This window comes from Bacillus toyonensis BCT-7112, assembly GCF_000496285.1.
GTDB classification, from domain to species: domain Bacteria; phylum Bacillota; class Bacilli; order Bacillales; family Bacillaceae_G; genus Bacillus_A; species Bacillus_A toyonensis.
The window spans coordinates 1965266-1977524 of sequence record NC_022781.1 but is presented as its reverse complement, the minus strand read 5'-3'; the positions used below and the strand labels follow the sequence as shown (position 1 = coordinate 1977524).

The following is a 12259-nucleotide window of genomic DNA, read 5'->3' as shown; positions in this document are numbered from 1 at the left end:
GCACACAAGCTCTTCTTTTTTATGGAAGTATGTCAGAAATCCCAACGAAGAAAGTGATTATCCCAACTATAAAACAAAAGATAGCTTTCGGTTTTTGCTTTTGTTGTATTTCAGCAACTCCCGAAAGAATAAATGTGATGCTTAAAAGGATAAATACATAAGAGAAAAGAATAGAAATTCGTGTAAAAAGACTAAAAAAAGCAAGAATAAAAGCAATAGCAGATAGTAAGATTCGAAGGTTTGTTAGCATAGTATCCTCCAATTTATTAACTGTTTAAAAAATCCAAATTAGTGAGAGGTAATGGTCAGTAGGTGATTGGAAATTACATGTTATCTTTAGTGAAAGTAATTCGATATTACAATGAAGAGCATAAGACTAGAAACGAAAAAATGCGAGATGCCCATTGATTTTCTTCCGGATTTCAGTTCATTAATTCCTAGAAGAATAAAGAAACAACTGAGAGCAAATTGCATGTATGGGAGAAGTGTGAAGTTGTCGGTAGCAAGAGAATAAGTGCAAAGAGAGAATGTGAGAAGCATGAAAAAATAGCGTAATCCAGTTAGCATTGTATACCTCCTTTAAAGAGACTATTTATCGAAATATTTCTGAGAAGCCAAGAAATAAAGCACCAGCTCCTGCTAACAGAGCAAGTATACTACCACCTTTTTGCTGTTTTAAGATTTCCTCTATACTAATAACGAAAGCCATCATCCCTAAAAAGATGAACATATAAGGCATAATTTCTCTATTACTAGTAAAGAAACTATAGATTGCTATACATAAAGCAATAAGTGAAAAAGTAATTCGCAATCCTTTTAGCATACATGTATCCCCTTTATTTTATATAGCTAATGATAAGAACAATCCAAATGAAAGCACCGGCAACAATACAAATGAATCCTGTTCCTGAATCCTTCTTTTTTATTTGTTCCATTGCAATGAGGAACATGAGAGCTCCTAATAAAAATTGTGAAAGTGGTAGAAAGTTATTTTGACCTGTATAGAGCCCGATTATCGACATTATGATCACAGTGAGTGCGATTGCAATGCGAAGTACACGAAGCATATTATGAATCCTCCTTATTATTTTTTGTATAAGGATTATCTTCTGGTTTATCAACGGAATGTTTGTATGCATAGCCTTTATTAATCGTCATGACGGAGAGTACTAGTATGACTAGGACGATTATAATACCGATAATTAATATTTTGAACATGAAATCCCTCCTTTTCTTTATTTTACATAATTTTGTAATTGATGAAAACAATAGAAACTAAAAGGATGAAAGAAGGGTGTTACATGGAGAAGAAAAAAACATATTATATATCAATAGGTAATGGTCAAATTTCACAAGTGAAGACGGCAGATACGTACAATTTTGAAGTTTACGCAAATGATGAGGAAATTACGGAGTTAAGAGCGTACTTTGATCAAGCATATGTAGAGGATTTAGGTTCATTTGTACGGTCTCACGTTCCATTTGTTGAATATCATCACGATTCAAATAATGATCGATATGATGAACAACTACAAAAAGCATATAAAATGATTTACGAATTAGGAAATCATGAGACGAAAGAATTAGTCGCACAAATGGGAATAATCAATGGATTGTAATTGGATAATATTATGCAGAAAAGCGAGAATATGCTACAATTTGTGGTAGGAAAAACTTGTAACCATCAATAGGGGAGTAATGGCATGTACAAATTTAAAGATTATTACCACAACACTGTACAATTATCGTTTGAACGTTATCCATTTTCTCCTGAGCCAAAGCATGTTTGGGTTGTATGCCGGTACGGGGATCAATGGTTATTAACGCATCATTTACGTCGCGGTCTTGAATTTCCAGGTGGTAAAGTAGAACTAGGGGAAACACCGGAAGAAGCGGCGGTTCGAGAAGTTCATGAAGAAACCGGCGGCATAGTTTCGGATTTAACTTACTTAGGACAATATAAAGTATCTGGAAAAGACAAAATAATCATTAAAAACATTTATTTTGCAACAATTAGTGCGGTAGAAGAACATACGCATTACGAAGAAACGAAAGGGTCTGTTTTATTAAAAGACATTCCTGATAACATTAAAACTGATAGAAAATTTAGCTTTATTATGCGCGACGATGTATTAGCGCGTACGATGAAACATATAGAAGAAATCGGCTGTTTTACGAAGTAAAATGGCCGGTTTCTTTTTTGTTCGAGAATGTAAATATATCTTTACATAATTTGGGTATATTATACAATTTTGTAAAGATGTATTTACATTTTAGGAGGAGAAGATGGATAAAAGAAAAGAAACGACTGTTACTGTTTCGATGGTTAAATTAAATATCTATTCATTTTTTATAATATTAGCTCTAGCGATTGGAATTAGTTTTTTACATGCGCTTTTTTCAGGCGGGTTTCAAGTTGAAATTACATTGCCCGTTATGTTTCTTTTAATTATTGGAATGATTGTTCTCGTTTGTATACATGAAGCGATACATTTAATAGGATTTCGCTATATCGGAGGTGTTCCGTGGAGTGAACTAACATGGGGTGTCAATTGGAAATTAGGTGTAGCATACGCTCATTCTAAAAAAGAAATTACAGTAAAGCAAATGAAGAAAGTTTTAATGTTGCCATTTTTGCCTACTGGAATTTTACCAATTGCAATTGGATTAGCGATGAATGTTCAAGCGATCTCATTTTTAGGGGTTCTACTAACAGCAGGTTGTATTGGCGACATTTCTCTGTATCAAAAAGTTTCAAAGTTTCCAGATGATGCACTAGTAAAAGATCATCCGAGTAAACCGCAGTTTACAGTTTATGAACAATAAAGGAAGAGGAGGCGTTTTTAAATAACGGCCTCCTCTTTTTGGCGGTAAATCGCTTATATAATTTATTTACTATTACCTTGTTTTTATCTCTACCTCTAAAAATGAAAGAACATCTAATAAATCATCTATCACACGTGAATGCTCGAAGTCACCCCAAAATAAATCTCTCTTCCAAACGCCAAGAATTCCTACTTGTTCAGAACCGAGCGCGTCGTTTTCTGGATGATCTCCAACGTAAAGACATTCTTCGGCTTTTACATTCAGCTTTTGTAAAGCACGTTCGAAAATTTCAGGATGAGGTTTTTTGATTCCTTCCGCTTCTGAAACGAGAATTGTATTTGTATACGTATGTATGTTTAATGCTCGAAGGTTGCTCATTTGAAATTCAGTAAAGCCGTTTGTAATTATACCAATTTTAATGTTTCGCTGTTTTAATTGTTGAAGTAGTTCATGCATGTCTGGGAAAGGAATACAATGATGTCGGAAGTTTGTAATGTAGTCGTGCAACAGTTGCTCTGGCGTTAAAGTGGTAATGTTGTATTCGCAAAGGAGAGTGGAATATACCTTATCTTTCCGCGTGTAACCATTATTATCGAGCTCGAGAAAACGAGAGCAATACTCGAATTTTTCTATGTTTATCAAATGAAAGGCGAAACGATTATATTGATCACGAATAAATTGCTCTAGAGATTGGCGACGATCTAATAGTGTTCCATCTAAGTCAAATAAGACTGCTCGAATCATGGGAAACCTCCATACAGTTTTTATAATTAATTATCGCATATTCGTTAAAAAATGATTATGATATTTTTGTAGAATGGAATAATGGAGGGGCGTATGAAAAAACTGTATGGCAAGTTAGTGTGTTTTATGATTTCAACGGGCTTAGTAGCTGGATGTGATATGTCGGAGCAAACTTCAAAAAGAGAGAAAAAAGATGTGTGCGAAACGACAGAAGAATGTGCACAAATAGGTGATAAGACGCTTCAAAAAGTATATAAAAAAATAGATGGACTTTCAGAACTTGAAGTACTAGAGGATTATGTTTTAGAAGGAAATTCAAGTAATGATATGAAAGAAGCGGAAATGAAAAAAGAGGATGATGAAAATTATTTCTTTTTAGCTTCTTATTATATTGATGGTGATGAAATTGTAGATCCGTATTTCGATAAACTAGATCGGAAACGATTGAATAAGGCGTTCGCAGAAGATAAAGAAGCGAAAGAAGAGATACTAAAACAACGTCAAGATAAAGCGTATCATCAATCATTATGGGAGATGTATAGCACTCTTATTCCAGCTAAGTATCGCACTGACATAAAAGAGTTTGACATGGTAACAGATGGTTACGATGGAATTGTCGCCCACGTTATGCCGAGTGTAGAGTATCCGAAAGATTGGACCCTTAGTTTAGATACGCTTGATTCTGCAGTAAATATTGATCAAGTGATGAAAACATTAATACATGAGACAGCACACGTATTAACACTCGGGCATAAACAAATATCAGTAAATGAAAAATACTTAAAGGCTTTTGAAGAAGAAAAAGATATTTCATCATACCAAAATAAATGTAAATCTCTTTTCTTGCAAGAAGGATGTGCGAAGGAGAGCTCTTATATAAATCAATTCCACAATTTGTTCTGGAAACCAATTGAGCAGGAGTGGACAGAAAAGAAAGTGGAAGAAAGCGAAGAAGTTCAAATTGAATTTTTTAAAGAGAAACAAAATGAGTTTGTTTCTCTTTACGGGACGACAAATGTAGCAGAAGACATTGCAGATACATTTACAGCGTTTATTTTACAAGATTCAAAAAAGGTGAAAGAAGGAACGGAGTTAAAATATAAAAAAATTGCGTTTTTCTATCAGTTCCCTGAGCTTGTAAAAATGAGAGCGGAAGTGTTAGCTGGATTATATGATGTTTCGAAAACGATAGAGTAACCAATTGGACAAGAATGTGAGCTATGTATCCGATATATTTTAGCCAAGAGAAAGCGTGAAGAATTTTAGTTCTTTACGTTTTTTATGTTGAGAAAGTTGAAAATTCTGTCTTTTTTAAAAAAGAAGAAGGAACTAGTGCTATAAAAGAGAATTAGTATAAAAATGTCACAATTTAGACACAATTATAATGCGCGTGTTGTAGGGACTATAAGTTTACTCTCGAGGAGGTAATGAAACGTATGAAAACGATTCTTGCTGTTGCTGGTCTCATCTGGGTAATGTCTCACGGTTTTCCGATTTTTGAAGGGGAGCAAATTCGTAGTGCACTAAATAAAAAGTTCAACGATTATCATGTAATAGATCGAAAAGATAATGTCGTTACAGTACGTGTGAAAGACTGTTTCCATACAGTTACGGTTGCCGATGGAAATGTTACAAATGAAACAAAAATGTGTGATAAAAGGTAAAAGAAAGAAGCTGACTCTAGCATATCGTTTTGAGTCAGCTTCTTTTTCGTTTTCCGATTAGAAGTTTTTCAAATGCTTCTACAAACACATACATCAGTGTTGCGAGAACACATGTGAGTAGCACACTCAGTAAGACGAGTGTGAAGTTAAAGACTTGGAATCCATAGCTAATTAAGTAGCCAAGCCCTTGTTTAGAAACGAGAAGCTCACCGAAAATAACACCGACCCATGATAATCCAACGTTCACTTTTAGCGTTGAAATAATTGCAGGGAACGATGAGGGGAGTATAACTTGCTTATAGCATTGCCATTTATTTGCGCCAAATGTGTCCATTACTTTTATATAGTTAGAATCGACTTCTTGAAATGCGCTGTAAATAACGAGAATGGTAATGATGATGGAAATGATTACGCCCATTGCAATAGACGATGAAATATTAGGACCGAAGATTACAATGATAATAGGGCCGAGTGCGACTTTGGGCATTGCATTTAGGACGACGAGATATGGATCAAGAACGCGAGCTAAAAGTGGTATCCACCAAAGGAACGTGGCAATAATAGCCCCGAGTACTGTTCCAAGAATGAAGCCTACTCCTGTTTCAAGTAGCGTCGTCCATATATGAATCCAAAGCGAACCGTCAATCCACTTGCTAAGAAAGAGATCCCAAATACTCGACGGAGAGCTAAAGAGTAAAGGATCAATCCATTCGTTTTTGCTAGCTATTTCCCATAATGCAAAGAAAAGAATGAGCAGTAAAAGTTGTAGCGAGCGAGCAATCCATGCACGCCTGCGTTCTTTCTTTCGAAATTGTTCATGTAGCTGTTTTATATTATCCAAGGCGCTCCAGCTCCTTCCATATGTCTTGGAAAAGGGCTGGAAAGTCGTAGTGATGGCGCGATTCTAACGGTGATAAGGAGCGAATACTTTCTGGGACGACGAACGTTTTTGCAATTTTCCCAGGATTCGCTTGTAGTAAATAAATACGATCACTCATCGCAATTGCTTCTTCAATATCATGTGTCACGAGTAAAGATGTTTTTTTAAAGTTACGTAATAATGTGAAGACGAGATCCTCTAGTTTTAACTTTGTTTGATAATCGAGAGCGGAAAATGGTTCATCTAACAATAAAATTTTTGGATCAGTCGCTAATGTTCGAACGAGTGCAGCGCGTTGACGCATACCACCGGACAATTCACGAGGATATTGCTGTTCTACATCATGCAAACCGACTTGTTTTAAAAGCTTTAAAGTATGTTCTTTCGTTCGTTCATCATAAATCTTTCGAATATGAAGTCCAAGCATAATATTTTCTTCAATTGTTTTCCACGGAAACAAGTAATCTTGCTGGAGCATATAACCCATAGATGGACTTTTTGTTGTAATTGGTTCACCATCTAAAAATACGATACCTTCAATTGGATCAAGTAGCCCAGCGATAATCGAGAGAAGCGTCGTTTTGCCGCAACCACTTGGACCGAGTATAGAAATAAATTCTCCTTCTTCCACTTGTAAACTCATATCTTCGAGAATTAGTTTGGCGTTCTCTTTTGCGAAAAAGCAGTGAGAAACGTTACGTATTTGTAAAAAACTCATACACTTCGCCTCTATTTCTTAATAACGCTTTCGGCAATTTTCGTATTGACGAGCGCTTCATGTGGGACTTCTTTTTGTAATTCACCAGCGTCTTTCATAATAGTTTGGAGCTGTTTCCATTCTTCCGCATCTAATAGCGGATTTGTCGCATAAGAATGTTGCTTTTTATACCGTTCAATTACTTTTACTGTAATGTCTTTTGAAGTGTCTTTAAATAACGGAGAAACGGCATTAGCGATCTCTTCGGGACTATGTGTATCAACCCATTGCTGCGCTTTATAGAGCGCACGTGTGAACTTTTCAGCAGCAGTTTTATCTTTCTTTAAGAAACTTTCTCTTGCCATGAACGATGTATAAGGAACAGTACCAGATTCATTTCCGAACGAAGCGACGATATAACCTTTACCTTCTTTTTCGAATATACTTGCAGTCGGTTCAAAGAGCTGTACAAATTCTCCAGTACCAGATGCGTAGGCATTTGCAATATTAGCAAACTCGATGTTTTGAATTAAGTTCGTATCTTTGTGAGGATCAATGCCATTTTTCTTTAAAACGTATTCTCCAACCATTTGCGGCATGCCGCCTTTGCGCTGACCTAAAAACGTAACACCTTTTACGTCATTCCAATTAAAAGAATCTAGCTTTTTACGTGAAACTAAAAATGTCCCATCTGTTTGTGTAAGCTGTGCGAAGTTAATAACAGGGTCTTTTGCTCCTTGTTGATGAACGTAAATAGACGTTTCAGAACCGACAAGAGCAATATCAATTCCACCAGATAATAGGGCGGTCATCGTCTTATCTCCGCCAGCTGTTGTTTGTAGGTCAATATTTAGTCCTTCATCTTTAAAAAAACCTTTTTCAATCCCAACATATAACGGTGCATAGAAAAGAGAATGGGTAACTTCGCCGACGCGAATGTTTTGAGTTTGATCTTTTGGCCCTTCTTTTTTACTACTACAAGCAGCAAAAGTGAAAACTGTTAGTAACATGATGCAAAAAACAGCTATTAATTTTTTCACTATATAACACCTCCTAGAAGTCACTCTACAAGCATGATATGTAGGTAAGTGCCCATATGTGAGTATAGATAGCAGGAATTTTTTGAGTGATAAAGAAGTACAAATATAAGGGGTGATAAAATGAAGTACGAATATGATGATAGCGTACATTTACATCTTGATTATTTCGGAACAGAATGTGATATGGAATCGATTGCTTATAAGAGGAAGAATGAAGACGTATGGGATGTGTATTTTAATTTTGGAGTATACGGTATTCAGAAAGAGGATGTAGAGTTAGGAAGGTTTATGGACGAATATGCTGGTCATTACGTTTTTTCTGTACATGCTCGTGATTTAAGCTGGGAATTTGGAAGTGCTCAGTTTGAGGAGTGGGTTTTGAGAAATCAGATAGTAGAAAAATCACTGCAAAAATAGGTAGGGATTTTGTGGTTGATTTTCTCATTTTATTGTTCATTTTCGTAGTTGGATTTTTTATTATACAATTGCTCATTTACCGATTTGCAAAGAAAAACATTCAAAAATATACAAAAATGAAATGGATGCATATGTGGCTACATATGCATATGGAAAAAGGTCCGAGATTAGATTTTTTTGATTTTGTATTTATAGTAATCGTATGTATTATATGGAGAATGTGGATAGTTTCTCTTTTATAGTAGATGTTTCAACACGTTCTTAAAGGCATCATGATTTGTCCTCTTAGTTTGTAAGGAATAAAAAATAGAAATCAAAATACGAAGCAAAACCTGCAAGTTTGATCAGGTTTTGCTTCGTATTTTAATTTGCATAATAAATAGATTATATCTCCTAAAATAACGGTGAATTTTAACTTTTTTTGAAGGTAGAATCCTTTTGTAATATAGTTTGTATATGCAGTATTTTTGTACTTTTTAGAATCTGTTTTGTTGTAAAAAGTACGAAAAAATGTTATTTTTTAAGGGGTATTTAAGGTTATATATATATAATAAAAATAGATATAAAGATCATAAGTATAATGTTTTTTACTGATGCGGGGTGAAATAGAGAGAAGAAAACAAGAAGAGAAAAGAGGGAAATAAGTTGAGTTTTGATTTTGTAGTTCAGCAACAAAGAAGAAATGAATTTCGTTATAATTTTTCTGTTCAGCAAGAAAGAAAGAGCCCATTACTTTCTTTCATTATTAGCGGAATATGGACTGTTTTTTTAGAAACGTTGTTTGTTATTACATTAGGCTATTTCGAATTAGAGAAGACGAAGTTATTTTTTAATGAAGGAATCACGTTAAGTATAATTACTATAATTTTATGGAGCATACTATTTTTTATTGATTATTTGAATAAAGGGATAATCAATAAACTTAGACCAGCTATAAGAGTTCATATTTTATTGCTGCCAATAGCTCATTTAATAGTTTTTATTTATATATTCATACAAGAATATATGAATTTTTTGCTTGTGAATAACTGGATTTATTTGCAGTATACACAGTACCTATTCAGCGTTTTACTCATTTATATGGTGTATATTTTAGTTTACAATTCAATTGGAAAAATTTTACTAAGTGTAATGTTAACTAGTTGTTCTTTTATTATTTTAGGGATTGTTAATTACTTCAAGAGTATGTTCAGAGGAGAGCCGCTATATCCATCTGACTTTACACAAATAGGGCATATGCAGTCAGTTATACCAATGGTTATGGATTATTTTAGTTTGAAAAATATATTAATAGGAATCATTAGTATAGTTGTATTTGCATTTGTTGTTTTTACTATTCGAAAGCATATTAAATCTATAAAAATCCATATCGGTATGCGAATTGTTTTAATATGTACATCTCTGTTTATGGTGTATGCGTTTAGTAATTACCCTAATACATTTGTGAATAAGTTATTTGTAAAGGGTGGGGTATACTTCCCTTTATGGAATCAAAATATGAACTATGGTCAAAATGGCTTGGTTTTAGGATTTTTAAGTAACTTAGATACGACAGTTATTCAGGAACCAGAAAAATATTCAAAGGAAAATATGCTTCAAATTGCGAATGACATAAAGAAACAATATGGTGTTAATGTGAGTGAACAAAAAAAAGCCGAGAAACCGAATATTATATTTCTGATGAGCGAGGCTTTTTGGGACCCTACAAAACTAACGAATCTTTCATTTAGCGAAGATCCAGTCCCGAATCTACATCATTATATTGAGAATTTTCCAGGTGGACAAACAATAGCTCCTACATTTGGGGGGAATACAGCGAATACCGAATTTGAAGCGCTAACGAGTTATTCAATGAGTTTGTTAATGCCCGGTTCTATACCGTATCAACAAGCTGTTACAGGTCAGAAAGAAATCCCATCTATTGCAAGTGAATTGAAAAAACAAGGATACTATGCAAGTGCAATTCATGCTTTTGATCGCTCATTTTACAAACGAGATACTGTATATAATGTATTTGGATTTGATAACTTTAATGCAGAAGATACGATGAAGCATAAAGAATTAGCTGGGGACAATGTTAGTGATTTGTCTATGAGTAAAGAAATAATAGATGAATTGAATAAGAGAAAACAGCCTACATTTATTCATGCGGTAACGATGCAAAATCATTTTCCGTATAATCCGGGACGATTTGAAGAAAATCAAATAGAAGTTAATGGATTAACAGAAGATGCATCGAAGGCAGAATTAGAAATATATACGGAAGGTGTAAGGCGCTCCGATGAAGCTTTAAAATATTTAATAGACCAGCTTAATGAATTAGAAAGACCTACTTTATTAGTCTTTTTTGGAGATCATTTACCAGTACTAGGGACAAATAAGGCTATTTATAAAGAGGCTGGATATATAGAGAATGAAGAAACTGTAAGTGAAAGATTAACAATGGCAGAAACACCATTGTTAATGTATGCAAATTTTGATATACCAAATGACAACTTAGGTTTAGTAAGTCCAATGTATTTCTCAAATCTTGTTTTTGATTACGCAGGATTAAATAAATCACCATTTTATCAATTTTTATCGGGATTATATAAAGAAATCCCAGTGCTTAGAGATGAATTAAAAGTTGATAAAAATGGCGAAGAGATTAAAGACTTAACAAAGAAACAAAAAGAAATGTTAGAGCAATATAAAATGATTCAATATGATTTACTCGCTGGAAAGCAGTATAGTAAAGATATACTTTTTAAATAGGGGAAACAAAAAAGGACTTGTATAGGATACAAGTCCTTTTTTCATAGTATTTAACGGGATAACCAGACAAGCTGGGTTTAGGGAGTATTACTTGTACATTTAGTATAAACAAAAATGTAATCGTTTTATTGATTGATTTGTGAGAAATGTGTGAATTTTATTTTGTGAAAACTTCATTCACTTCAATAAATAACCTATAGGGCATATACTTTCACTTTCTTTGAAAAATAAATTATATTAACGGAAAAATAAGTTGTAATGATATTCGATGGGATAAATTAAAAAAAGAGATGGGAAGATAACAGAATGTATCATTCGTATCGTAGTTATTCTTACTTACGAATGGGCCGGTTTAATTGGGGAAACAAAAAAGATAGTTAATAAAAAAGAATTTGCTGTAAGGAAACTATGAATTTAAAAATTTTATAAGTTCTGCATTTAATTCATCTGCTTGGTCGATTGGAGAGCCGTGACCACTATTTGTAAGAGCATGTAGTTGAGCGTTTTTAATCCGTTTTTGCGTGAGTTCAGCGCTTTTGTATGGGATCAGTTGGTCGTGAACGCCGTGGAATATTTTTGTTGGAACGTTAATTTTACTTAAGTCTTTCGTTACGTCTTCGTTTGCAGCTGCTTGCAAAATTTTGATGAGAGCATAGGAAGCGGACTGCATACCGAGATAAGAAAACCATTCAAGGGTTGCAGCTCCTAAGTTTCTATTGAAAAATGATAAAGATACATCACTTAAAAATTTTGGTAAATTTACATACATTTGATGAATGAGGGTATCTGCTTGTTTTTTTGGTACACCGTAAGGGGACTCTTGATTTTTCACGAAAGAAGGAGAGACGGCATCAATTAATGCGAGCTTAGAAATACGACTCCCATTGTAGCGAGACATATAGCGAATAGAAAGAGCACCGCCGACTGAAAAACCGACTAACGTAGCATTTTCTACTTGGAGTGCTTCCAGAACAATTGCAATATCATCAGCTAATCGGTCATACGTGTAACCAGTCCATGGCTTATCAGATTGCCCATTTCCGCGTATATCCATGGCGATGCAGCGAAAGCCGTGCTCCGGTAAAACATTGAGTTGATATTGATACATTTGATGATTTAAAGGCCAGCCATGGACGAAAAAAACAGTTTTACTACCGGGACCGGGATTAACGTCTTGCACAAAAATATGAACATCTTTCTCGACCGTAACAAACATGAAGTATCCCCCTTATGTGTG

The 12259-nt window shown here is 34.4% G+C and carries 17 protein-coding genes; 8 read left to right on the top strand and 9 right to left on the bottom strand.

The genetic code is table 11. The features are described 5' to 3' along the window. Positions 1-19: 19 nt before the first annotated feature. The 4 genes from BTOYO_RS10205 to ytzI form a co-directional block, all read right to left on the bottom strand. Positions 20-250: a DUF3953 domain-containing protein gene (locus BTOYO_RS10205; RefSeq protein WP_000957183.1), complete on the bottom strand. Its 231-nt coding sequence runs from the start codon at positions 248-250 to the stop codon at positions 20-22. 342 nt (positions 251-592) lie between these two features. Further along, on the bottom strand, positions 593-823 hold the full coding sequence (locus BTOYO_RS10200; RefSeq protein WP_000911975.1) for a DUF3953 domain-containing protein: 231 nt from the start codon (positions 821-823) through the stop codon (positions 593-595). A gap of 13 nt (positions 824-836) precedes the next feature. After that, positions 837-1067: a DUF3953 domain-containing protein gene (locus BTOYO_RS10195; RefSeq protein ID WP_000946673.1), complete on the bottom strand. Its 231-nt coding sequence runs from the start codon at positions 1065-1067 to the stop codon at positions 837-839. A gap of 1 nt (position 1068) precedes the next feature. Beyond that, complete coding sequence (ytzI, locus tag BTOYO_RS10190) at positions 1069-1218, bottom strand: YtzI protein (protein ID WP_000472801.1); 150 nt, start codon at positions 1216-1218, stop codon at positions 1069-1071. 83 nt (positions 1219-1301) lie between these two features. Here ytzI and BTOYO_RS10185 point away from each other — a divergent pair, with 83 nt between their 5' ends. From BTOYO_RS10185 to BTOYO_RS10175, 3 genes are all read left to right on the top strand, one after another. Further along, entirely contained in the window at positions 1302-1619 is a 318-nt protein-coding gene (locus tag BTOYO_RS10185; RefSeq protein WP_000412304.1) for a hypothetical protein, read from the top strand. An 84-nt stretch (positions 1620-1703) separates the two neighbouring features. Continuing rightward, complete coding sequence (mutTA, locus tag BTOYO_RS10180; protein WP_000276384.1) at positions 1704-2183, top strand: antimutator 8-oxo-(dGTP/GTP)ase; 480 nt, start codon at positions 1704-1706, stop codon at positions 2181-2183. A gap of 103 nt (positions 2184-2286) precedes the next feature. Beyond that, positions 2287-2826: a DUF3267 domain-containing protein gene (locus tag BTOYO_RS10175; RefSeq protein WP_000361300.1), complete on the top strand. Its 540-nt coding sequence runs from the start codon at positions 2287-2289 to the stop codon at positions 2824-2826. Positions 2827-2898: 72 nt separating this feature from the next. Here BTOYO_RS10175 and BTOYO_RS10170 read toward each other — a convergent pair whose 3' ends face one another. Further along, positions 2899-3570, bottom strand: a complete 672-nt coding sequence (locus BTOYO_RS10170; RefSeq protein ID WP_000617320.1) for an HAD family hydrolase — start codon at positions 3568-3570, stop codon at positions 2899-2901. A gap of 93 nt (positions 3571-3663) precedes the next feature. Here BTOYO_RS10170 and BTOYO_RS10165 point away from each other — a divergent pair, with 93 nt between their 5' ends. Together BTOYO_RS10165 and BTOYO_RS10160 are read left to right on the top strand one after the other, a co-directional pair. After that, a complete protein-coding gene (locus BTOYO_RS10165; protein ID WP_000737838.1) occupies positions 3664-4767 on the top strand; it encodes a hypothetical protein in 1104 nt (367 codons plus the stop codon). A 239-nt stretch (positions 4768-5006) separates the two neighbouring features. Then, positions 5007-5234 carry a hypothetical protein gene (locus BTOYO_RS10160; protein WP_000849116.1) on the top strand — a complete coding sequence of 76 codons (228 nt, stop codon included), beginning with the start codon at positions 5007-5009 and terminating at the stop codon, positions 5232-5234. Between the two features lie 34 nt (positions 5235-5268). On the opposite strand, the gene BTOYO_RS10155 is transcribed toward BTOYO_RS10160, so the two are convergent. Genes BTOYO_RS10155 through BTOYO_RS10145 form a run of 3 tightly spaced genes read right to left on the bottom strand, consistent with a single transcriptional unit; the run spans position 5269 to position 7851 of the window. Then, a complete protein-coding gene (locus BTOYO_RS10155; protein WP_000368773.1) occupies positions 5269-6075 on the bottom strand; it encodes an ABC transporter permease in 807 nt (268 codons plus the stop codon). Then, a complete protein-coding gene (locus BTOYO_RS10150; protein ID WP_000009038.1) occupies positions 6068-6832 on the bottom strand; it encodes an ABC transporter ATP-binding protein in 765 nt (254 codons plus the stop codon). Before BTOYO_RS10150 ends, BTOYO_RS10155 begins: the two co-directional genes overlap by 8 nt. 11 nt (positions 6833-6843) lie before the next feature. Next, positions 6844-7851, bottom strand: a complete 1008-nt coding sequence (locus tag BTOYO_RS10145) for an ABC transporter substrate-binding protein (RefSeq protein ID WP_000733219.1) — start codon at positions 7849-7851, stop codon at positions 6844-6846. 120 nt (positions 7852-7971) lie between these two features. Here BTOYO_RS10145 and BTOYO_RS10140 point away from each other — a divergent pair, with 120 nt between their 5' ends. The 3 genes from BTOYO_RS10140 to BTOYO_RS10130 all read left to right on the top strand — a co-directional run bounded on the left by BTOYO_RS10140 (position 7972) and on the right by BTOYO_RS10130 (position 11022). Continuing rightward, complete coding sequence (locus tag BTOYO_RS10140; protein WP_000873109.1) at positions 7972-8268, top strand: DUF3986 family protein; 297 nt, start codon at positions 7972-7974, stop codon at positions 8266-8268. 11 nt (positions 8269-8279) lie between these two features. Next, positions 8280-8510 (top strand): hypothetical protein, encoded by a 231-nt coding sequence (locus BTOYO_RS10135; RefSeq protein WP_000227437.1) that lies wholly within the window; start codon positions 8280-8282, stop codon positions 8508-8510. 403 nt (positions 8511-8913) lie between these two features. Beyond that, positions 8914-11022: an LTA synthase family protein gene (locus tag BTOYO_RS10130; RefSeq protein WP_000006684.1), complete on the top strand. Its 2109-nt coding sequence runs from the start codon at positions 8914-8916 to the stop codon at positions 11020-11022. Positions 11023-11428: 406 nt separating this feature from the next. Here BTOYO_RS10130 and BTOYO_RS10125 read toward each other — a convergent pair whose 3' ends face one another. Further along, on the bottom strand, positions 11429-12238 hold the full coding sequence (locus BTOYO_RS10125; RefSeq protein ID WP_000498284.1) for an alpha/beta fold hydrolase: 810 nt from the start codon (positions 12236-12238) through the stop codon (positions 11429-11431). Positions 12239-12259: the final 21 nt, after the last annotated feature.

Coding starts and splice junctions, on each gene's coding strand:
- BTOYO_RS10150 (WP_000009038.1), bottom strand. CDS start 6,832: ATGAGTTTTTTACAAATACGTAACGTTTCTCACTGCTTTTTCGCAAAA.
- ytzI (WP_000472801.1), bottom strand. CDS start 1,218: ATGTTCAAAATATTAATTATCGGTATTATAATCGTCCTAGTCATACTA.
- BTOYO_RS10205 (WP_000957183.1), bottom strand. CDS start 250: ATGCTAACAAACCTTCGAATCTTACTATCTGCTATTGCTTTTATTCTT.
- BTOYO_RS10160 (WP_000849116.1), top strand. CDS start 5,007: ATGAAAACGATTCTTGCTGTTGCTGGTCTCATCTGGGTAATGTCTCAC.
- BTOYO_RS10195 (WP_000946673.1), bottom strand. CDS start 1,067: ATGCTTCGTGTACTTCGCATTGCAATCGCACTCACTGTGATCATAATG.
- mutTA (WP_000276384.1), top strand. CDS start 1,704: ATGTACAAATTTAAAGATTATTACCACAACACTGTACAATTATCGTTT.
- BTOYO_RS10170 (WP_000617320.1), bottom strand. CDS start 3,570: ATGATTCGAGCAGTCTTATTTGACTTAGATGGAACACTATTAGATCGT.
- BTOYO_RS10125 (WP_000498284.1), bottom strand. CDS start 12,238: ATGTTTGTTACGGTCGAGAAAGATGTTCATATTTTTGTGCAAGACGTT.
- BTOYO_RS10175 (WP_000361300.1), top strand. CDS start 2,287: ATGGATAAAAGAAAAGAAACGACTGTTACTGTTTCGATGGTTAAATTA.
- BTOYO_RS10200 (WP_000911975.1), bottom strand. CDS start 823: ATGCTAAAAGGATTGCGAATTACTTTTTCACTTATTGCTTTATGTATA.
- BTOYO_RS10165 (WP_000737838.1), top strand. CDS start 3,664: ATGAAAAAACTGTATGGCAAGTTAGTGTGTTTTATGATTTCAACGGGC.
- BTOYO_RS10185 (WP_000412304.1), top strand. CDS start 1,302: ATGGAGAAGAAAAAAACATATTATATATCAATAGGTAATGGTCAAATT.
- BTOYO_RS10140 (WP_000873109.1), top strand. CDS start 7,972: ATGAAGTACGAATATGATGATAGCGTACATTTACATCTTGATTATTTC.